Annotated in this window: 17 protein-coding genes; 1 reads left to right on the top strand and 16 read right to left on the bottom strand. The window is 56.4% G+C overall.

Annotation, left to right across the window (positions count from 1 at the left end):
* Nucleotides 1-280: 280 nt before the first annotated feature.
* From ftsR to ACP8MI_RS05230, 6 genes are all read right to left on the bottom strand, one after another.
* Entirely contained in the window at nt 281-1,030 is a 750-nt protein-coding gene (gene ftsR, locus ACP8MI_RS05255) for a transcriptional regulator FtsR (RefSeq protein WP_026167687.1), read from the bottom strand.
* Between the two features lie 9 nt (nt 1,031-1,039).
* Complete coding sequence (gene odhI / locus ACP8MI_RS05250) at nt 1,040-1,471, bottom strand: oxoglutarate dehydrogenase inhibitor Odhl (RefSeq protein WP_018119507.1); 432 nt, start codon at nt 1,469-1,471, stop codon at nt 1,040-1,042.
* A gap of 134 nt (nt 1,472-1,605) precedes the next feature.
* On the bottom strand, nt 1,606-3,906 hold the full coding sequence (gene secA2 / locus ACP8MI_RS05245; RefSeq protein WP_144736375.1) for an accessory Sec system translocase SecA2: 2,301 nt from the start codon (nt 3,904-3,906) through the stop codon (nt 1,606-1,608).
* A gap of 51 nt (nt 3,907-3,957) precedes the next feature.
* Nucleotides 3,958-5,040, bottom strand: coding sequence for a CE1 family esterase (locus ACP8MI_RS05240; RefSeq protein ID WP_260850039.1), 1,083 nt, complete (start codon nt 5,038-5,040; stop codon nt 3,958-3,960).
* A gap of 59 nt (nt 5,041-5,099) precedes the next feature.
* Nucleotides 5,100-6,950, bottom strand: a complete 1,851-nt coding sequence (locus tag ACP8MI_RS05235; RefSeq protein WP_284589512.1) for an ABC transporter ATP-binding protein — start codon at nt 6,948-6,950, stop codon at nt 5,100-5,102.
* Nucleotides 6,947-8,548, bottom strand: coding sequence for an ABC transporter transmembrane domain-containing protein (locus ACP8MI_RS05230; RefSeq protein WP_347276352.1), 1,602 nt, complete (start codon nt 8,546-8,548; stop codon nt 6,947-6,949). The genes ACP8MI_RS05235 and ACP8MI_RS05230 overlap by 4 nt, the downstream gene beginning before the upstream one ends.
* Between ACP8MI_RS05230 and ACP8MI_RS05225 the strand changes: the two genes are divergently transcribed.
* Nucleotides 8,526-9,308 carry a class I SAM-dependent methyltransferase gene (locus ACP8MI_RS05225; protein WP_126843797.1) on the top strand — a complete coding sequence of 261 codons (783 nt, stop codon included), beginning with the start codon at nt 8,526-8,528 and terminating at the stop codon, nt 9,306-9,308. The two genes, ACP8MI_RS05230 and ACP8MI_RS05225, sit on opposite strands and share 23 nt — an antisense overlap.
* Nucleotides 9,309-9,340: 32 nt before the next feature.
* On the opposite strand, the gene der is transcribed toward ACP8MI_RS05225, so the two are convergent.
* The 10 genes from der to steA form a co-directional block, all read right to left on the bottom strand.
* On the bottom strand, nt 9,341-11,551 hold the full coding sequence (gene der, locus ACP8MI_RS05220) for a bifunctional cytidylate kinase/GTPase Der (RefSeq protein WP_126843798.1): 2,211 nt from the start codon (nt 11,549-11,551) through the stop codon (nt 9,341-9,343).
* Nucleotides 11,552-11,616: 65 nt separating this feature from the next.
* Nucleotides 11,617-12,474 carry a pseudouridine synthase gene (locus ACP8MI_RS05215; RefSeq protein ID WP_126843799.1) on the bottom strand — a complete coding sequence of 286 codons (858 nt, stop codon included), beginning with the start codon at nt 12,472-12,474 and terminating at the stop codon, nt 11,617-11,619.
* A 29-nt stretch (nt 12,475-12,503) separates the two neighbouring features.
* Nucleotides 12,504-13,103: an SMC-Scp complex subunit ScpB gene (gene scpB, locus ACP8MI_RS05210; RefSeq protein WP_018119499.1), complete on the bottom strand. Its 600-nt coding sequence runs from the start codon at nt 13,101-13,103 to the stop codon at nt 12,504-12,506.
* A 104-nt stretch (nt 13,104-13,207) separates the two neighbouring features.
* A complete protein-coding gene (locus tag ACP8MI_RS05205) occupies nt 13,208-14,068 on the bottom strand; it encodes a segregation and condensation protein A (protein ID WP_238635795.1) in 861 nt (286 codons plus the stop codon).
* Nucleotides 14,065-14,940 carry a ParA family protein gene (locus ACP8MI_RS05200; RefSeq protein WP_018119497.1) on the bottom strand — a complete coding sequence of 292 codons (876 nt, stop codon included), beginning with the start codon at nt 14,938-14,940 and terminating at the stop codon, nt 14,065-14,067. The genes ACP8MI_RS05205 and ACP8MI_RS05200 overlap by 4 nt, the downstream gene beginning before the upstream one ends.
* A 207-nt stretch (nt 14,941-15,147) precedes the next feature.
* Complete coding sequence (locus ACP8MI_RS05195; protein ID WP_126843800.1) at nt 15,148-15,573, bottom strand: hypothetical protein; 426 nt, start codon at nt 15,571-15,573, stop codon at nt 15,148-15,150.
* Between the two features lie 548 nt (nt 15,574-16,121).
* Complete coding sequence (gene xerD / locus ACP8MI_RS05190) at nt 16,122-17,051, bottom strand: site-specific tyrosine recombinase XerD (RefSeq protein WP_126843801.1); 930 nt, start codon at nt 17,049-17,051, stop codon at nt 16,122-16,124.
* The gene (locus tag ACP8MI_RS05185) at nt 17,051-17,806 is read right to left on the bottom strand and encodes an NUDIX domain-containing protein (RefSeq protein ID WP_126843802.1); all 756 of its coding nucleotides are present in this window, start codon (nt 17,804-17,806) and stop codon (nt 17,051-17,053) included. The genes xerD and ACP8MI_RS05185 overlap by 1 nt, the downstream gene beginning before the upstream one ends.
* On the bottom strand, nt 17,799-18,815 hold the full coding sequence (locus tag ACP8MI_RS05180) for a copper transporter (RefSeq protein ID WP_284590043.1): 1,017 nt from the start codon (nt 18,813-18,815) through the stop codon (nt 17,799-17,801). The genes ACP8MI_RS05185 and ACP8MI_RS05180 overlap by 8 nt, the downstream gene beginning before the upstream one ends.
* A complete protein-coding gene (gene steA, locus ACP8MI_RS05175; RefSeq protein WP_018119491.1) occupies nt 18,815-19,999 on the bottom strand; it encodes a putative cytokinetic ring protein SteA in 1,185 nt (394 codons plus the stop codon). The genes ACP8MI_RS05180 and steA overlap by 1 nt, the downstream gene beginning before the upstream one ends.
* Between the last annotated feature and the right edge of the window lie 3 nt (nt 20,000-20,002).

The raw sequence follows: 20,002 nt of genomic DNA, 5'->3' as shown, positions 1-20,002 counted from the left end.
GAATCCTGAAAGTTATTTAAGGTCAATCCTATTGTTCCGTCAAGAAGAATCGGTGCGACACGCCCTAAAGTCTCACTTAAGACTTTAGGGTTTTTCTATCTCTCATACCCCAGATATACACACTAGCCACACACCAGTAACCACAACAGCCACGTACGATGATTATTAGCACTTCCCTCACCCGCTGCGGTGATACCCAACGGATACCCAGCGTGCGCGACAGACACACAAAGACCGGCACCGCGTGTGCGGTACCGGTGCTGCAAGACGGGGCTGATAACTAAGCGTCAAACTCGTCGCGCAACGTGTTTTTCAACAGACTGGTGTGCAGCGAGACCACCAGCGCAGAAATTTGTTGGGATAATTCCTCAGCCTGCTGCTGCGCATTGTCTGATTTTCCGTGCGCTAAAGGGCCTGCTACTTGGGTAATCAGATCAGCTTGGCGACGCGCACCGTTACGCAAGGATTTCAGCAAGCGAATATCGAATCCGAGCTGCTGCAAGGAATGGGCGGTTGTCACCACACTGATATCATCTGCAGCGAAAAATCCAGCAACATCCGGGCGGATCAGCCCTGCACCAACCAGTTCAGTCACGAATTGCAGTTCCACACCGGCCTGGTGAGCAATATCCGTGTCAGTAAAGCTACGTGGGCCACTGGCGCGGAAGGAATCCGCGGACACCAACTGCTGGGCGGTATTAGCCCCCAGCAATGCAGTAACCTGACCGGAATCCATCGCCTCTAGTTGTTCGCGGATCACTTTCAACGGTAAATAATGATCCCGTTGGGTGACCAGGATATACCGCAAGCGCGCGATATCTTCCTCAGTAAACCGTCGGTACCCAGATTTGGTCCTCTGCGGCGAAATCAAGCCCTCGGATTCCAAAAAGCGGATCTTCGAGACCGTGATATCCGGGAATTCGGCGCGCAAAGATTCCAAGACCACGCCAATGGACTTCGCCTTGCGGGTCTTGCTCGCGCTACTTGCTTGTGACGCCGACTGGGATGCTGCTTGAGATGCTGGACTCACAACTACCTATTATTTCTTGGTATCAGCCAAAAAGACCAAACGAAACTTACCAATTTGGATCTCATCGCCAACGGAAAGCACCTGCGCATTGCGTGGTTCCCGGTTAACATAAGTGCCGTTGAGCGATCCGACGTCCACAACTTCGAATTCACCGTTGTTCACGCGGAATTCTGCGTGACGACGAGACACGGTGACATCGTCCAAGAAAATATCAGCCTCTGGGTGGCGACCTGCGGTGGTGGTTTCTTGATCCAACAAGAAACGCGCGCCGGCGTTCGGGCCACGCTTAACCACTAACAGCGCTACGCCCTCTGCGAGATTTTCCGTGCTTTCGGCTGCGGTGGTTGCACCAGCGCCGGATTCCATTTCTTTAATGAGATCCGCACGGAAGACCGAGGTAGTCTCCGCTTGTTGCTCCGGCGTACCGGTGTTTTCGCTCATGATCTATCCTCCGCATTGTCGGAAATATTGTCGTTAGTAATCCATCATAGCGCCTAAACGCCTGCCGCGAGAGCCATAGTTATTTTCTGTGCCCCGAAAAACACGGTAAATCCCATGAATGTAATTACTCACGATTAACGGAACAGATTACCGATACCTGACAGGGCAGAATTCCCCGAACCAGCCAGCGGATTATCGGAAACCATATACGTCCACGTTGCAGATGGTCGCGCCAGGCCCTCGTCGGCAAGATGAGCACCAGAAGCATCAATAGTGACCTCTCGGAAACTCTTGCGGGCAGCTTCTACCCCACGTCGCACGATTTCTTTAAACTCTCGCACGGCAATCCGGTGATATTCATCGATCGGGGTTTCCCGGGCAATGGCGCGCAGGTGAATCGATTCCCGAACATCGTCCATGTGCTCGAGGTGATCAGCCCACGCCAAATCCAGGTGGTAAAGCATGATTTCCCGGCTCGCTGCCACCAAAATATCTTCAGCAAGTCCTGCTGCACGCAACTCGTCGGCGCGCTGCGGTTCATACTCGGATAACTCCGCCCACGCTTTGTCTGTATCAAGCAAGCTTACGCGCCGCTCATCGATAATCTCTCGCTGATCTGCCAACAACTTATTGTACTTCCACGTCTGGCTATGGATTTCTAGCAACTGCGCTTCGGTCACCCGCTGGCAATGCGCAATGAAATCGACGATGCGTCCGGAATCAATCCGCCCGTGCTCATCCGGTTGCGCCTCCACTGATTCTCCTGCCCCGCCGGAGACCACCACGTCATCTTCCAAGGACACAAAAAACAGGCTCAAACCGGGATCACCTTGGCGCCCGGCCCGTCCGCGCAGCTGATTGTCCAGACGGGAACTCCGGTGCCGCGTGGTTCCCAACACTGCTAAGCCGCCAGCTTCTTTAACGTCCTCATAGTGCGCGCCATCGGTGCCACCCAATTTGATGTCGGTACCACGGCCAGCCATTTGGGTCGAAACCGTCACCCGGCCGGGCAGTCCAGCTTCGGCGACGATGGCAGCTTCTTCCGCATCGTATTTCGCGTTTAACACCTGCGTGCTAATCCCACGGCTAGCGAGAGTCTCTGCCAGCTGTTCCGATTCGGCAACGTCCTGGGTACCAATCAAAACTGGCTGGCCCTGCGTATGCAGTAACACGATTTCCTCAACCAAGGCGTGGTTTTTCTCCGCAATCGTGGCATAGACGCGGTCGGCTTCGTCGAAACGCTGTACCGGTTTATTCGGTGCAATCTCAGAGACATACAGGCCATAGAATTCGCGCAGTTGATCGGTAGCTTCCACTGCGGTACCGGTCATGCCGCACAGCTGAGGATAACGACGCATCAATTCTTGGATGGTCAGTGTGTCCAGGATGCGCCCGCCCTCGGTGACTTTCAGGCCTTCTTTTTCTTCTACTGCCGCCTGCAGGCCATCAGGCCAGCGCTGCAAATCCGCGATGCGGCCTTTCGACGTATCAATTAACTTCAGTTCGCCATCGACGATGACATAGTGGATATCGCGAATCAACAACGCTTTGGCATGCAGCGCCAAGTTAACCCGTACCAAGGTGGTGCCGATATGCTCGTCGCTATAGAGAGAATCGATTCCTAATTGTTTTTCCACCGCCGCAGCGCCATCGTCAGTGAGAAATACGTTGCGTCCATCAGAATCAATCGTGTAGTGGCGCTCTTCTTGCAACGTCGCGACCACGGAGGTCACTCGAGCGTCGGCAGCCTGATCTGGTCGGGAACCTGCGAGTACCAGCGGCACCAAGGCTTCGTCGACAAGCACCGAATCAGCTTCGTCGACCAACGCAACCTCTGCTTGTCGGAATACGGCCTGGGCCCGCTCAGTAATCTGATTATCCCGCAGCACATCAAATCCCAGCTCTTTCACCGGCGCATACACGACGTCGGCCTCGTATGCCTGCCGACGTTGCTGAGTGTCCATGGATTCGGTGACCGCGGCCACCTGCAGGCCGAAACTTTCTACGAGCGGGCGCATCCAATCGGCATCACGGCGCGCCAGGTAATCGTTGACCGTGACGACGTGCACGCGTTTTCCACTCAACGCTAAGCCGGTAGCTGCCATGGCCCCCACGAGAGTTTTGCCTTCACCAGTAGCCATGTGGATCACGTCGCCGCTGATAAGCCTGAGTACAGCCTGCGCCTGAACATCAAACGGAGCTAGCCCAAGCTTGCGAGAACTGGCCGTTGCCAGCGCGGCCAAAAACGTCGATTTATCGGTGATCTCGCCACCTGAGGTGATCGCTGCGCTGGCGCGTTCCCGAAGCTCGGCGTCACTCAGCGAGGCAAAATCCGCGGCCTGGCGCTGAGCTTGGTCGACGATTTTGCGCGATTGCTTTTCATGCTTCGCCGATTTGGCTCCCATGGCGTTCCAGAACCAGTCGAATTTTCCCACGCTCGCTCAACATCCTTTCGGTCGTGAAATGACAGCTCCCCAGTCTACTGCTTAGGGGCGCCCGGGAATGCGGAAGAAATCCAAAATCTTATCTGTCGCAAAATTCTCCGGCATCGCATCATTGCGATTGCCGCTATAGCCAGGCCACCAGTGCTTACCGCCGTCGATACGAATGTGATCTACGGGCGCGGCACAATGGGTGAAACTGGTGCGCTGTGCATCGCCGACAAGTTCCTGTGTTTCTGCATTGTCGTCGCAGTGGTTTCTGCGTGCGGCAACGTCCATGATCTCTGGCACAGAGAGAAATTTAGTGTTGTGTCGGGTTCCACCGTCATAACTGACGATTTGGTCCGCTGTACCGTGAATGTCCAGATGGCCGACGGTACCTGGCGCACAGTTTTCTACCACTGCGGTGTAATACGCTGCTGAGACTGTGGCAATTGCGTGAAACTGTTCTGGTCGCTGGCATGCCAAATATTGCGCGAATCCACCGCCGTTCGAAAAACCCACGGCAAATAGTTGATCATCAGCAATCGACCACGTGCGGCGTGCTGAATTGATGATTTCATCGATAAATTCCAAGTCGTCATGCCCACTTGCCGCAGCATACGGAGCCGGCGCCCACGCTTTCGAGCCCTCGTGCGGGGGCTTGCTGGGAGCTCCATCCGGGTAAATGGAAATAGCCCGTGCAGCATCAAAGTGTGTAGAGCGCGCCATGATCTCGGCGTCTTGTCCCCACCCGTGGAAAGTCAGAATCAGCGGCCACTGTTCGGCTGGGTCGTAATCGGCAGGTAAATGCACGAGGTAGCTACGACCACTCGGCAGATTAATGCGCGTGGTTTCTCCGGGGAATGCCCCTTCCACAGGTGCTCCGGTTGGGTGTGGGAAAGCAGACATCTCACGGTCTAATGCCTGGGCATACTCCGAGGCTTGAGGATCATACCCATCGTCTGCGGCGCGGTTATCTACGACGCTGCAGCTGCCGAGACACACCGCGAGTGCGCACAACACCCCGGTTGCCTGGGTTGCCCGGATACGAGGGGTGGCCGTAGTGCCGCTGTCCGGCCTATCCTGCGGCCTGTTGCCACGTTGCCTGAAATACCCCATGAGCTGCCCAACCCGTATCAATGTCACCCACTTCGACCTTCGAACTTCGACCGTAGATAATTTTACCATCTAAACTAAATGGTGCCTTAGCGACCTGAACTCCATGCGTTCCACAGCTCAGTATAGCGGCCATCCCGAGCCACCAACTCAGCGTGGGTGCCCTGCTCAATGACCCGCCCCTGGTCCATCACCACCACTTGCTCCGCGGAGACAGCCTGATCCAACCTGTGCGCCACAATCACCGCAGTACGGCCAGCCGTAACCGCAGCAGCACCAGCTTCCAACTGCTCTGCACCGACCGAACCAGCTTCTGCAGTGGCCTCATCCATGATCACCAAGGCAGGATCTGCCAACAACACCCGCGCCAACGCCAATTGCTGGGCTTGCACCGGGTCCAATTGCTGACCACGAGCGCCCACCACCGTATCCAAGCCGTCGGCAAGCGAATCCATCCAATCCGCCTGCACGGTGCGCAACGCGGCCAGCAGTTCTTCGTCGCTGGCGTCCGGGCGCGCCAAGGTAAGGTCATCTCGCAAGGTGCCAGAAAACACGTACACATCTTGTGAGATCATCGCCAAGCGTCCCGCACGTTCGCGATCAGAAAGCCGTGCGACCTCGGTGGCGTCGACAAGAATCTCGCCGGAATCCGGAACCCGCAAACCCGCCGCCAACGCCGCCAAGGTCGTTTTACCTGCCCCAGATGCACCAACAATCGCCACCGTGGAACCTGCCGGAACCTCCAGACTGACGCCATCGACAGCGCCGGGCGAATCCGCGGAATAAGCAAAGCTGACATTCTTGACGACGAGCTCACCCCGCGGTTGCCCAGCACCCGAATCAGGAACCGGCTGTGGTGGCCGCGCGATGACCCCGGTGATCCGGCTCAACGAGGCATAGCCAGCCTGCAGCGTATCCAGCACGCGCATCAACGCCATGATCGGGCCACGCAAACGAATCAGCATCAACAGAGCCGCAGTGACCGCGCCGACGGTCAAATATCCGTTATCGACAACGAAAAAGCCGACCAGCAAGCCAACAAACAGCAGCAAAAACTCCGCGAGCCAGACCCATAGACCAAGCGTCATCATCGTGCGCCGAGCAGCAAAACCATAGCTAACCACATCCAGCGAGGATTCCTGCACCCGGTTATGCATCGCACGCTCCCATCCATAGGCACGCACCGTCGGTCCGCCGTGGATGGTCTCCAAAACGCGCCGGGCACGCTGTGCCATGGCCTCGCGCTGGGCGATATAACGCGGTGGCGCTACCCGCAGATAATGACGCACAGACAGCCAATAAATCGGGACCACGACGGCGATAACAGCAATGAATTGCCAATCGATGGCCAGCAACGCAATCGCGGTGGCCACCACCATGAACACCGATTTCGACAACACTGGCACGGTTTCGGTCACGGCAGCAGAAAGTTCGGCGACATCGTCTGTCGCCCGCGAGACCAAATCACCCGACCCTGCCTCTTCCACCTCATGGGCTGGCAGGCGTAGTGCAGTGCCCACCATGGTCTCGCGCAAATTGGAAATGACCCGCTCAATCAGTTTTCCAATGACATACAAGCCACCTGCCGAAAGCACAGCAGATGCCAGCGCAAGCGCCACCAACCAGATCGCAATCACCGTAATGCTGCCGTCATCAGCCACCACCTCATCGACGATCTTGCCCAGTTGCCGTGGGACCAACACATTGGCCAACGCGCCAGTGCTGAGTAAGAAGATTGCCCACCAAAATTGGCGGCGTGCACCCGGGATGCGCCGGATTTGTTGGGTGACGACGCGGCGCACCGTTGCAAACGACGCGGTAGGAAACGCTGCGGTGGGAAGCGCTGTGGGGTTCGGCCGCGTTGCGGAGGCTGGAGAAGACGGCCCGGATCGCGATGCGGATAAAGACGCAGAAACATTTGACTCGGTCGCTGAACTCATCGCTGTGATGCACCTGCCTTCACGTGATCGGCCACCTCGCGCCAAGCTGGCGAAGAACTATATACCACCGTCGTCTTCCCCCGCCGGGCATCGGCGACGCGACGAGCGATGGTGTGTTCTGTCACCGAATCCACCGCTGTCGTGGGGTTATCCAATACAAGCACCTCCGCGTCGCGCGCCAATGCGCGCGCCAGTGCCACGCGTTGGCGTTGTCCTCCGGAAAGATCGCCATCCGCCTCACCAACGCGACGGCTGGCACCACCGGGAATATCATCGGCTGCTGCGGCGGTAAGTGCTGCGTCAACGATCTCGGAGTCAGTGTGCTCATGCACAATATTGTCCGCAATGGTGCCGCTAAACAATTGCGCATCATGCGGGGCGACGAGCACGCGCTCACGCGGTAGTAACTCCAGGCCCTCGGGGATGTCATCGGCAATCACCGTCAGCTGCCCCGGCTCCGGGCGGGCGTGTTCCGGAAACACCTCCCAGTTGACCACGGAATCAGCCTCCGGCAAAGCATACGGTGCGGCAAGTACCGAACGAATCCGATCGGCAGAACCTTGCGCAGTCGCCCACTTCGAAGAAATATTTTTCCCCAGCATTGTCATGGGGGTGATGATGAATTGTGTAAGGCCAATGACCGTGATGAGTTCACCAACGCTGATGGCATCGGCGAGCGCCAAGCCGCCGGCTGCGATGCCGACAATGATGATGTAAACCGAACCCACAGTTTCGGTGATGGCATCCAATACGGAGCGGGCACCATGCGCACGCACGGTCGCGTCATAGGCGTCGTCAGAAACTTTCTGATAACGCTCATACACAGTATCGACCGCGCCGATGCCTTTCAGGATGCGCAAACCATGCACCACATCTGTCGCCGTCGCGGCGGCCTCCGCAAGCCAGTACTGGCGTTTGCCGGAACGACGCCGCAGCGGCCCCGAGGCTGACAGGGAAATCCATACCATCACGGGGCCGCCGACCAACACAGCGATACCAAGCGGCACGTTAATCATGGTGACCATCACGCCGACGTAAAGAATGGAGGCAAACTCAGCGAACGGAAACACCGCCATCATGACAGCATCAGCAATCCGCTGCGTATCGCTCGAAGCAATAGAAAGCAATTCCCCCGCAGTCCGGCGCTGACCGCCGAGCCCACGAGGATGCGAAATACGATCCGTCACCGCCATGCGCAAAGAATGCCCGGTACGCAGCGTCGCCAGCATTAAATATTTCCGACCAAACCATCCGCAAGTGGCATGCACCACGAAGACCACTGCCATGATTACCAGCCAACGAACCAGCGCAGAAAAATCGCCACTAGCAATGGCATCATCAATCGCATAGCCAACAATGACTGGGGTAAGCCCAGTACAGAGAAACATAATCACCGTCATCACAGCAGCAGGAACCGTCAGCCGGTGATACAAAAAGATAGTCTTCAGCAACCAGAAACGATCATCAGGTTGGGCCAGCGGCGGCTCGAGACTGCCCGGCAATTTGGCGGCCGGGGTGACCTCTACGGGCGCTGGCTGCTGCACACCGTCATGGTGTGTATTACTTTGTGTACCGATGACTTCTCCTGTGTTTTTCAAGGCATCTGCCAAAACCAGCCCCTCGTTTGCGAACCCGCAACTGCGACGGGCAGCTGGTGCAGCGTTTTCTGCTGCTGACTACGATGCAATACGGCCTGGATACCCGACTGAAATCGCCAGCTTAGTGACGCGCGAGCACGCACCGGCCGCAGTGGCCGACGGCGGTGCGGGAACCGGCCAGCTCAGCGCTGTGCTGGCTGCTGCTGGCCACCAAGTTTACGCCTTTGATCCGTCGGCAGGCATGGCCCATTTTCTGCACCAAAAATTAGGTGTGCCGACGTGGCAAGCCAGTGCAGAAGCGACGGGGTTGGCTGATCATTCCGTGGATTGTCTCAGCTACGCGCAAGCCTGGCACTGGTTCGATATCGCAGCTGCCAGCAAAGAAGCTGATCGCGTACTCGCGCCGGGCGGCAGGCTGTTATTGGTGTGGAATACTTTGGATGTCTCGCGACCAGAAATCTTACGATTGGCCCGGATTATGCATTCCGGGGATATCCAGCCAGCTGGTTTCTTCCCTACTGTGGGTGCGCCCTGGCAGCTTGCCGAAACGCTGCGGACCACGATGGTGCAAAAACTTACCGTCGACGGCGTGCACGAGCTGATGCATTCGCGCAGTTATTGGCAGCGTGCTAACCAACGTATGCGTAACCGGCTGACCGGAAACTTGAATTGGTACCTGCTGGATTTTTGGGAGAAATCACGTACAGATACCATCACGCTGCCGTATCGCACCGACGCCTTTGTCTACGAGCGTTCCTAAACCTACGAACGCAACCTCTGAAAGTGGGCTCGTTACTTCCGCTTCGTTTTACGCTCACGCACGCGAACGGCGATGCGCACTGGTGTGCCGTGGAATCCGAAGCGCTCGCGGAATTTCCGCTCTAGATAGCGCCGGTAACCAGCATCCAAGAATCCTGTAGTAAACAGCACGATTGTCGGTGGTTGCGTACCAGCCTGGGTGGCAAACAGCACCTTGGGCAAGCGGTTGTTTTTCATCGGCGGCGGGTTCGCTGCGATGGCTTCGCGGATCCAGTTGTTCAACTGGCCGGTAGTCACGCGCTTATCCCAGCTTTCCAGCGCTGCGATCATCGCTGGTTCTAGCCTATTTAACGCGCGGCCGGTCTTGGCGGAGATATTCACTCGCGTGGCCCATGGAATGTGCCGCAGTTGCTCGTCGAGCTCGCGCTCCAGTAGGAAGCGGCGTTCTTCTTCCATCAGGTCCCACTTGTTCAGCGCAAGTACCAGTGCTTTTCCGGATTCTAGGATCATCGCCAGCACGCGCTGGTCTTGCTCACTGATTGGTTCGGAAGCGTCAACCAACAGCACGCATACTTCCGCGGCATCGATCACTCCGCGGGTACGCAGGGACGCGTAGTACTCATGGCCTTGCGCATTTTTCACCTTTTTGCGCAGACCTGCGGTGTCGATAAAACGCCACATCTGCTCGTCGAGCTGCACGAGGGAGTCCACCGGGTCCACCGTGGTGCCGGCAACGTTATCGACCACGGAGCGCTCTTCGTTCGCAAACTTGTTGAGCAATGAGGACTTGCCGACGTTCGGCTTTCCCACCAAAGCAACTTTACGTGGACCTGAGGTAATTGAGGTCTGGCGTGGGGTTTCTGGGAACAGTTTGAGCATCTCATCGAGAACGTCAGCAGAACCATTGCCGTGCAGGGCCGAGACAGGCCAAGGATCGCCCAAACCTAGGCTGTAGAACAGCGAGAGATCAGCGTATTGCTGCGGCGAGTCAAATTTATTAGCCACCAGCAGCACCGGCACTTTCGAGCGCTGCAGCTTGCGCGCCATCATCACATCGGTCTCGGTGGCACCGACGCGAGTATCGACGACAAAAATGATGACGTCTGCGGTGTCCATCGCGACTTCGGCCTGGCGTGCGATATGCGCGTTGAGGCCTTTCACGTTGGAGTCCCAACCGCCAGTATCTTGTACCCAAAAACGCTGGTTTGCCCACTCGGCTAGGTACGAGTTCCGGTCCCGGGTCACACCTGGCACGTCTTCCACAACCGCTTCACGACGGCCCAAGAAGCGGTTCGTCAGCGAGGACTTGCCGACGTTAGGTCGCCCCACGATCGCTACGGTACACAGGGCTTCTTCTACTTGGGTGCTGCCTAGTGCAGACAGGAATTCTTCTTCCAAGGCGCCCCAGTCCGGCTCGCCGGCAGCACTCGAAGCGCTGGTTTCCTGCGCATCGGACACGGCTTCGGAAAATTCCGCATCGTCAAAATCCACACCGGTGTATTCGCGGTATTGCGTCGCGAAATCATTCGGGCCCTCCGGATTACCGGAATCTGTCAAGTCTAGTCCCTGGATAATATCAATAATCCGCTGTTGGACTTCTTCCAGCGACAGTTCCGAGGTATCAACCAGCACCGCATCATCAGCTGGACGCAGTGGCGAGGCAGCACGCGCGGAATCGGCCGCATCGCGGCGTTGGACGTCGGCAAGCACCGCAGAAAACGACGATTCCCGACCGGCCGCCAGGTTCTGGTCGTGCCGACGCTGTGCGCGGATTTCCGCAGAAGCAGTGAGAAAAATCTTCGTCGGCGCATCTCCCAGCACGACGGTGCCAATATCACGGCCTTCGACAATCACGCGGTGGGCGGCAAAAGCGAGCTCACGCTGCAATTGCACCAAGTTTTCCCGAACCTCCGGAATAGCCGAGACGGACGAGACATGCGTCGTCACGGCTTGTCCACGGATCGGTTCCGAGACATCCTCACCGTCGAGAAGCACCGCGCTGGATTCCGGGTCATCGCTAATCTCAATCGGCAGATCTCGTGTCGCCTCAATGACGGCATAGCTATCGAGCGGATCTACCTGAGCGCGCAGCACGGCGAGCGTGGCTACTCGATACATCGCGCCGGTATCCAGGTATTTAGCGTCCAGTCGTTTCGCGAGCGCGCGGCAGGTGGACGATTTTCCGGTTCCGGAAGGTCCGTCGACGGCAACAAGTAGGCCGTCGTCAGGCATATTCGTAATCATAAATTCGTTTCTATCGTTTCTATCTGTTCTGTGTGTATTAACTAAGCATTAACTGCTGGCGTTTTCTACATGCCCACTGCTTTGTACAGCGAAGTCAGCTCAGAGGAATTCAACGCCCGCAGGACGCCAGGTTTTTGTTCACCGAGCTGCACGGTGTGCACCTTGGTACGCACCAGGCGCTGGACCGGGTAGCCAGCTTCTTTTAGCATGCGGCGCACGATGTGCTTGCGGCCTTCGTGGAGTTCCACCTGCACCAGCGAATAACCTTGGTTCTTGTCAATGACGCGTACGAAGTCTGCTTTCGCCATACCGTCTTCGAGCTCCACGCCTTCGCGCAGTGTAGAAATCAGCTTCGGACCGGCCTCACCGAGCACTTCCGCCAGGTAGGTCTTGGATACCTCGTATTTGGGGTGCATCAGGCGATTCGCCAGCTCGCCGTCGTTAGTCAGAATCAGCAAACCTTCGGTGTCTGCATCCAAGCGTCCGACATGGAACAGCCTTTCGCCAGCATCAAGCTTGCCGACGACCAGATCGCCGACGCAACGCCGACCCATTTCGTCCGACATGGTCGATTGCACGCCGCGTGGCTTGTTCAGCACGTAATAGGCTTTATCCTCATCCACGTTGATTCGGGCCCCGTCGACGTGGATGATATCGCGCGATGGGTCAACCTTCACGCCTTGTTTCGTAATGGTCTTGCCGTTGACTTGCACACGCCCGTCACGGATCAAAATTTCCGAGTGCCGACGTGAGGCAACGCCTGCCTGGGACAATACTTTCTGTAGCCGCACGGCTTCGTAGCCTGCATCGTTGTCGTTGTCGTGGTCGTTGGTCGGCTCATCGGCAAAAATCCAATCCGCGCCTAACTCTTGCGCGATAGATTCTGCGGTTGCTTTACTGTGGTTTTCGGTCACGGTGATCACGGTCCTTTAAGCTGTTGTCGTCTGCCGGGTTAAAATTCGTCGTCAATGCTGTCGAGTTCCGGCAGCAATGGCGCAAGATCAGGCAGTGCAGCGAGAGAATCTATGCCCAATTGTTCCAAAAACAGCTCGGTAGTGACATAGAAACGGGCTGTGCTGGACGTCTCCTCCGTGAGCTCAGGATGCTGACTTGCCTCAACCTCGCGAATCATACCGCGAATTGCCAGCGTGCGCATAACACCATCGACGTTGACCCCACGGACAGCGGAAACTTGAGCCCTAGTAACCGGCTGCCGGTATGCGATAACTGCCAGGGTTTCTAAGGCGGCACGCGAGAGTTTGGTCTGGCTTCCATCAAGCAGGAATTCTTCGACGGGTGCAGCGTTTGCAGTGCGGGTATACAAACGCCAGCCTTCTGCGTTCTCCCGCAGCTGCATCCCTGAGCCACGACTGTCGAATTCATCACGGATTTCTTCCAACAGCGCAACGGCCTCGTACTTTTCGACGCCGAGTGCCCGAGCCAGATGAGCAGCACTCGCCGGAGCATCGATGACGAGCAAGATGGATTCCAGCTGGCTGCGCCGCTGCGAAATCAGTGGCAGATCCGTAGATTGTGCCGAGTTATCGTCCATGCTCATCGTGTTCCTTTACGCCCATTCTCGTTCACCGCCGTCATCGCTACCGCCATTCGCGCTCACAGCCATTACCGCTGACAGTTACTGTAGCTATTCCCGCTTTATTCCCAATTTGCCGCACCAACGACGGCCGGGTCCACGTCCAAGCCAGTCCATGCGACAGATAGTTTTTCCAGGGCCTCGGGTTGTTCTGTATCCACCGCACGCGCCTTGTACAGCTCCAACAGCGCCAAAAATCGGCCCACGATGTGCATGGTATCTGGGCAATCACGGGTCAGGGTTGCGAAAGTCGTCCATTCACTGGCCCCGAGCAGTTTTAACGAGTTCAGCATCACACCTGCTTGTTCGGGCACTGAAACAGCCACCCGGTGTACGTGATCGGTGCCGACTTCCTCGGGAGGTTTCGGGCGAAATACGCCCGCGGCTAATTCTGCGAACGATTCCGGGCTATGCCCCAAGTGCAGCGGAGGTAGTAGCTCAGCAAAGCGTTCTTCGATGGCCACGGCCCGCGGGTATCGTTGCTGTGCATTGCGCTGCCAATCTGCGAATAACTCGGCAACTTGCTTGTATGCGCGGTATTGCAGCAACCGCGCAAATAAGAGGTCCCGCGATTCCAGCAGCGCGAGATCTTCTTCATCGTCGACTTCTCCACGAGGGAGCAAACGTGCTGCTTTCAGGTCCAGCAAGGTTGCTGCAACAACAAGGAATTCTGTGCGTTCGTCTAATCCGGCACTGGCATCAAGAAAACGGGTATAGGCCAAAAACTCGTCGGTGACTTCGTGCAGAGCGATGTCTGTAATATCCATCTTTTTGGAATGGATGAGCTGCAGAAGCAGGTCAAAGGGCCCCTCGAAATTCGCCAAGGCCAGGCGAAAACCAGTGATCTCTGGTTGTTCTGGGGTTTCGGCCTGGCTCTGCTTTTTCTGTGCAGTGCGACTCTGTGCAGTGCGACTGTGCGTCATGCCTGAGCGTTAGCAGTGCGCTCCATAACCTCAAGCGCCAAGGTTCGATATTGCTGGGTGGCTTGTGAACTTGGTGCCCAGCTCGTGATTGGCTCGCCAGCCACAGAGGTCTCCGGGAAGCGGACGGTGCGTGTGATCACGGTATCGAAGACTTTCTCGTCAAAAACCTCGACGACGCGATCCATCACTTCCCTGGCGTGTTTGGTGCGTCGGTCAAACATCGTGACCAAAATGCCCAGAACTTCCAGGTCAAAGTTGATCCGCTCAGAGACTTTTTCGACGGTATCGGTCAACAGCGCCAGCCCACGCAAGGAGAAATATTCGCATTCCATCGGAATGATCACGCCGTGTGAGCAGGCAAGCGCGTTTACCGTCAGCAAGCCCAAGGACGGCTGGCAGTCGATGATGATGAAGTCGTAATCCCGCATTACCGGACGCAGCGCACGAGCCAGAGTGTGCTCACGACCAACTTCGTTGACCATCTGGATTTCAGCAGCAGAAAGGTCAATATTCGCAGGAACGACATCGAGGTTTGCGGTATCGGTATGCAAAATTGCGGAGTGAATGCTGGTGTGGTTATCCAGCATGACGTCGTAGATGGTGTCTTCTAAACGGTCATGCGAAATGCCCAAGCCCGCAGACAATGCACCTTGCGGGTCCAAGTCAACTAACAGGACTTTACGGCCATGCTCTGCGATACAGGCACCCAAATTGATGGTCGTGGTGGTCTTGCCGACGCCACCTTTTTGGTTGCACATGGAGATAATCGTGGCCGGGCCGTGTTTGTCTAGTGGCTTCGGTTGCGAGAATTCACGTTTTGCACGGCCGGTGAGGCCGGTTGTTTCCGCCTCAAAAAGCCCGTCATCACTCATGTCCTCGCCTTCCTGCATCAAGACTAAATCCAAAGATGCTCGTCTGCACCAACCGGCGCCGGTCAGTACAACACCTCTGCGTTGATACACCAAACTTACAACGCTGTTATTAAAAAAGTCCACCTGCTTGACAGACGCAAACAGCAGGAAAGGCTGTAGCCTTGAGCTAATAACTACTCAACCCGGCTGCTGCGTGGGCCGAAAATTCTACATACCGAAGGGTTCCCCGCTCCACATAGCCTCGATGAAATCCAGCATAAACTCTTTGTCCAAGTATCTCACGGCGACGTGGATATTAAGCATCGATTCTAGGCTCGGTGAGCACAGCAAAGAATCGACCACAACATGATGGTTTTTTCCCAAATAAGACGCGAAATACCAGAAGGCATCACTGTGCGCGCGGAAACCACCCGCTGCGATATAGAGATAAAGATCAGGCTCAGAAATTCCGGCATCGCGCACGAGTAATAGATTTGCCCGCGAATAGAAATTGTCTTCGGAAAAGCCCTCCACAGGTGGCGTGTGTTTCCACTCGTCTTCCAGTGCAAATGCGCGTTCGGTAATGGTTTTCTGACAATACTGCAGCGCCTCCTGTAACGGGCTAGTCTGAGTTAGCTCTTCTTGCAAGGTCATTGCTCCATCAGAAACCATATGCCATTATCCCTTTCGTAGTTGTACAAACAATAGACTTTCATGTGGTACCACCCTTGGTCGTTGTAATAATTGGCCTTTGTATTACATTCATCCTCAGAGCGATACGAATGCAAAATTTTTCCGTCTTCTATAGACACTACGTCTGTCGTAGTGTCGACTCCATGCGGGTCTTGCCTTGTTGAGGCGACAAATGCCGCTCCAACAAGCAGCACTAGCGTCACAAGGACAGCGAAGATCACTCGTAACGGGGCTTGCCTCCAATAAAACCGGAAATTATTTAGCATAGGATGACTCCATCAATCGGTGCCCCGGACGTATTCGAATGTTTCTCCCGATTCGATCTCAAATTCTTACGGGGCTCGACTAGTGATTCTTGACCCACTGCCTCTTGTTGTGCAGCAGTCTCTTGTTGTCCAGCAGTGATCATCAACGTCAAAACTGCAAACATCATTTTTAATGTTAGTCACCATAGTACACGACTGCTATGACGTTAGTCACTAACATTACATACTTACATCCCTTCGGCCCTACGCCCGGGGGTGCGACTGCGCCCAGACTTCCCGCATGTCATCCGCACTCACGTGGGTATAAATTTGCGTAGTAGTTACTGAAGAATGACCTAATAATTCCTGTACGGTACGCACATCGGCTCCGCCGGAAAGCAAATGTGTGGCGAAGGAATGCCGCAGTGTGTGCGGGGAGATCCTGGCGCTAAGCCCCGCCTGCTGCGCAGCTTCTTGTAGCACCTTCCACGCTGACTGTCGCTTCAACTGTGCACCACGTGTATTCAAAAACAAAGCGTGGCTAGTTCCTTTCGCCAGCATCGGCCGGGCCCGCACCACGTACTCGTTACACGCATCGATCGCAGCTTGACCGATAGGAACGATACGTTGTTTCGAGCCTTTACCGGTCACGCGAAGGATCCGTTCGCCGTCGGCAGCATGACGAAATTCGTCCAGGCTCAGATTCAAAGCCTCCGAAATACGAGTGCCCGTGGAATACAATAATTCCAATAAAGCCCGGTCCCGGATATTCACCGGGGTTGCCGCTTCACCATTCGGGATAGCGTCTAACAAGCGTTCAACGTCGGCAATGGACAAGGCATCCGGCAAATTTTGTGCAGCACTCGGCGGAGCAATCCCAGCGGCCACATCTTCTGCCAACTCGCCTTCACTCAACGCAAACTTGTGTAATCCCCGCACCACTATGAAGGCCCTGCTCGTCGACGCCACTACCAACGGTTTATAGCCTGCAAATCCAGTCTGCAGATCGCGCAAATATCCTTCCAGATCCGCCGCAGTTACCTGGTCTAGGTGCGAATATCCAAGTTGTTCTAACCAGGTAAGGTAGCGCCGGATATCACGTCGATAACTCTGCAACGTGTTATCGGAATGCCCCTTTTCCACCGCTAGGTGGTCGAGCCAGGTATCGGCAATCTCTTGCGCAGTGGCAGCCATTATTCGTGGTTGTCTGTCTCGGTTACCTGGGTCAACGCTGCACCCGGTTGCACCGTTCCGGATGCTTGCCGACGCTGTGCCAACGCGGTGGGACGCAATGCGAATGGAGCTTCCACACTGCGCAGCTGCGTGCCTGCTACCACATGGTGGTGCGCAAACAAGATGCCCGCCACGGCCGAAGCGTTAGTGATCTCACCGGCACAGACTTTGGCGACGGCGTCGGCAAGAGATATCCAGGCCAACTCCATATCGGCTTCTTCATCCCCAGAATCACCGACCTGGTCGGCTAAACCAGTTGCACCTGCCGTAGCCGGATCCTGGTCTGCTGTGCTGATATCTCGGGCGAGAAAAATCCGGGTGGCCTCATCCGATATCCCCGGGCTAGGAGCAATATCGCCGAGAACTGCCCACCGTGCTGCCTGAGCCCCGGTTTCTTCCAACAACTCACGCTGGGCGCATTCGAATGCCGTCTCACCCGCATGATCCAGCAAGCCAGCGGGAATCTCCCACAGCCGCTGGCCAAAAGCATGGCGATACTGGTGTAGCAGCGCAATACGGTTGTCAGCATCCAATGCCACTATTGCTGCAGAACCAAAATGTTCCAGGATTTCCCGTCTAGCCTCGCCCCCGCCCGGCATCGAAACAGTATCCCGGCGCAGCCCAACGATAGGGCCTTGCGCAAGCAGCTCCGAATTCAGCGTGGAAAAAACGTGCTGACCTCGCTGTTGAGGGTTTCGGGCCTGCCGGTTATTCATTCTCGGAATGCCCGTGTGCATTTTGTGATTCAGCAGCGGATTCGTCGCCATCATGGTCGGGCAAGACCGCATCGGCGCTGTCACCAAATCCATAGGCGCCGCTAGCACCCTGCAGTTGTTCGGCAACTGCTAGTACGGTCGCCAAACGCCCCCAGGTCTGATCGACGGCATCGATAGTGCTGACGGCTGTCGTGGTGGCATCGTCGGCACGCAGTTGCTCCACCGCGTTGGTGGCTTCGGCATCTCCCGCACGTCCGGCAACCACGGTAGCTCCGCCGGCCTCGTCCAAGGCCTGGGCGAAGGCTGCCTGGTTTTTCGCGGCGAATTCAGCCGAACTGTCGGCAGCCCCTTCCGCAGCACCAGTCCCGGTCACCAGCACCACAGCTTGACCTGGCAAAATAGTGCCAGATTCATAATCGAGGTACTCGGCATCCGCGAGAGTCTCGAGCAACAACCCGCGATCCTCCGTGGTGGAATTCGGCGTATCAGTCCCCTCAGCAAAAGTCAGGGCTGCACCAAGAGCCTGTCCTGCATGTGTGCCCGGGTCCCGATTCTCAGCTGAAAGCTCTGTGCCAGCAGGCAAGGTATTTGCGACGATCGTCTTCAACTCATCCGCACCATCTTGGGAGAAAAACTTCTCCGCCAAGTTGATCACGCCAGCATCGATCGCCCCGGCACGCTGCAAAGATGCGCGAAGTTTTTCCACGTCGTCCTCGTCAGCATCGGCAGTTGCGAGCACAAGGACTGGTTGCTCATCGAGCACACCGTCGATGATGTCTTGGCCACTCGCTGCCACCACCTCGTCTGCTGCTGCGGCCTTACGCTGCGCGCGTTGCTCTTTGGCTTCCAACGCTTCGTGTTCAGAACTAGCCACGGTAGCTGCGGAGGTATCGGCACTCGTGGCGCCCGGAATATTCGGGCTCAGCAAAAACACTCCCAGGCCCGCACCTAAAGCGAGACCGATTCCGGCTCCCGCGATTCCAACTCCTGTCCGTGAGGCACCAGCCATTAGCTAAACCAACCTTGCACAGTCGAGAATATATTATCCCAGGTATCGGTGATATTTTCGGCAAAATTACCGTTTCCAGCAACACCGACGATTACCACCAATGCCGCGAGAGCCACCAGGATTCCCAGCGCTGCCCACAACCACCCAGCAGCAACTCCCCGGCTCGTCTGATACAGACTAATAACCGTGTCAGCATCCACCAGTTTGGAACCAACCTTGGTGCGGGTTAACAACGCTGCCGGGCTAGCATGTTCTTCCTGCTGGAAAATATCGTGCAGATCCAGCGTGCTGCCGACGTTCACGATAGAACTAGCACCATGATAATCCGCCAACAAGAGCGCCAAATCCGTGGCATTCTCGATCGCTGCCGGGAAGGTCATAGCCCCCACGCCAAGGTCCTGAATCCGCTCCAGCCCCGGGGCATGACCGTCCGGGTCGGCAGGCAAAACAACCTGTGCACCGCAGCGCAGCGTGTCGGCTTCTACCGCGGTGGGGTTGCCAACGATAATCTCCGGGGTATACCCCATCTCCAGCAAAGTATCGGCGGCTTGCTCCACGCCGATGATTGCCGGACGGTATTCACGAATGAAATTGCGCAGATTTTTGATCTGCGCACGGTGCTGCACGCCGGGGCTGACGACGAGCACCTTCCGACCAGCCAGCCCTGCCGGAATATCCGGAATGCCTAAACCATCGATCAGCAGCGGGCCTTCGGAATGAATGAACTGAATGGTGTTGCCAAAATAGGCTTCCATGTGATCGATCAGGGACTGCTGGGCTTCCGCAAAAGATTTTTCTGCAGCCTCCCGGTTGACCAACTCGCCTTTGCCGATGAAGCGTTCGCCGAGGTAAATCTCGCCGTCTTCGGTCACACGCGCCTTCTTGCCTTCGCGCATCGCAGAAGCGAAGCCTTCCCCAGCGTTTTCTAGCAGCACGACGTCGTCGTCAAGCAACATGTGTGGGCCGTAATTCGGCACGCCGCCTTCGGTAAACCGAGCAACGTTAATGACTACCGACGGGCCAGCGTCCACGAGGGTTTGCGCCTCCCGCCGGGTGATATCAGCAGCGTTGATCACTGCGATATCGCCACGGTGGAATTTACGCATTCCTTTTCCACCAGGAGTGCAATCGCGCACAGTGGCCTGGATTCCAGGCAGATCGGCATCTTTGTTAAACAACCCCATGCC

It is taken from the genome of Corynebacterium sp. LaCa_70 (genome assembly GCF_058182015.1).
This window is presented reverse-complemented; position numbering and strand designations above follow the sequence as displayed.

Coding starts and splice junctions, on each gene's coding strand:
- odhI (WP_018119507.1), bottom strand. CDS start 1,471: ATGAGCGAAAACACCGGTACGCCGGAGCAACAAGCGGAGACTACCTCG.
- ACP8MI_RS05235 (WP_284589512.1), bottom strand. CDS start 6,950: ATGAGTTCAGCGACCGAGTCAAATGTTTCTGCGTCTTTATCCGCATCG.
- ACP8MI_RS05225 (WP_126843797.1), top strand. CDS start 8,526: ATGACTTCTCCTGTGTTTTTCAAGGCATCTGCCAAAACCAGCCCCTCG.
- der (WP_126843798.1), bottom strand. CDS start 11,551: ATGATTACGAATATGCCTGACGACGGCCTACTTGTTGCCGTCGACGGA.
- scpB (WP_018119499.1), bottom strand. CDS start 13,103: ATGGACGATAACTCGGCACAATCTACGGATCTGCCACTGATTTCGCAG.
- ACP8MI_RS05205 (WP_238635795.1), bottom strand. CDS start 14,068: ATGACGCACAGTCGCACTGCACAGAGTCGCACTGCACAGAAAAAGCAG.
- ACP8MI_RS05200 (WP_018119497.1), bottom strand. CDS start 14,940: ATGAGTGATGACGGGCTTTTTGAGGCGGAAACAACCGGCCTCACCGGC.
- ACP8MI_RS05195 (WP_126843800.1), bottom strand. CDS start 15,573: ATGACCTTGCAAGAAGAGCTAACTCAGACTAGCCCGTTACAGGAGGCG.
- xerD (WP_126843801.1), bottom strand. CDS start 17,051: ATGGCTGCCACTGCGCAAGAGATTGCCGATACCTGGCTCGACCACCTA.
- ACP8MI_RS05185 (WP_126843802.1), bottom strand. CDS start 17,806: ATGAATAACCGGCAGGCCCGAAACCCTCAACAGCGAGGTCAGCACGTT.
- ACP8MI_RS05180 (WP_284590043.1), bottom strand. CDS start 18,815: ATGGCTGGTGCCTCACGGACAGGAGTTGGAATCGCGGGAGCCGGAATC.
- steA (WP_018119491.1), bottom strand. CDS start 19,999: ATGGGGTTGTTTAACAAAGATGCCGATCTGCCTGGAATCCAGGCCACT.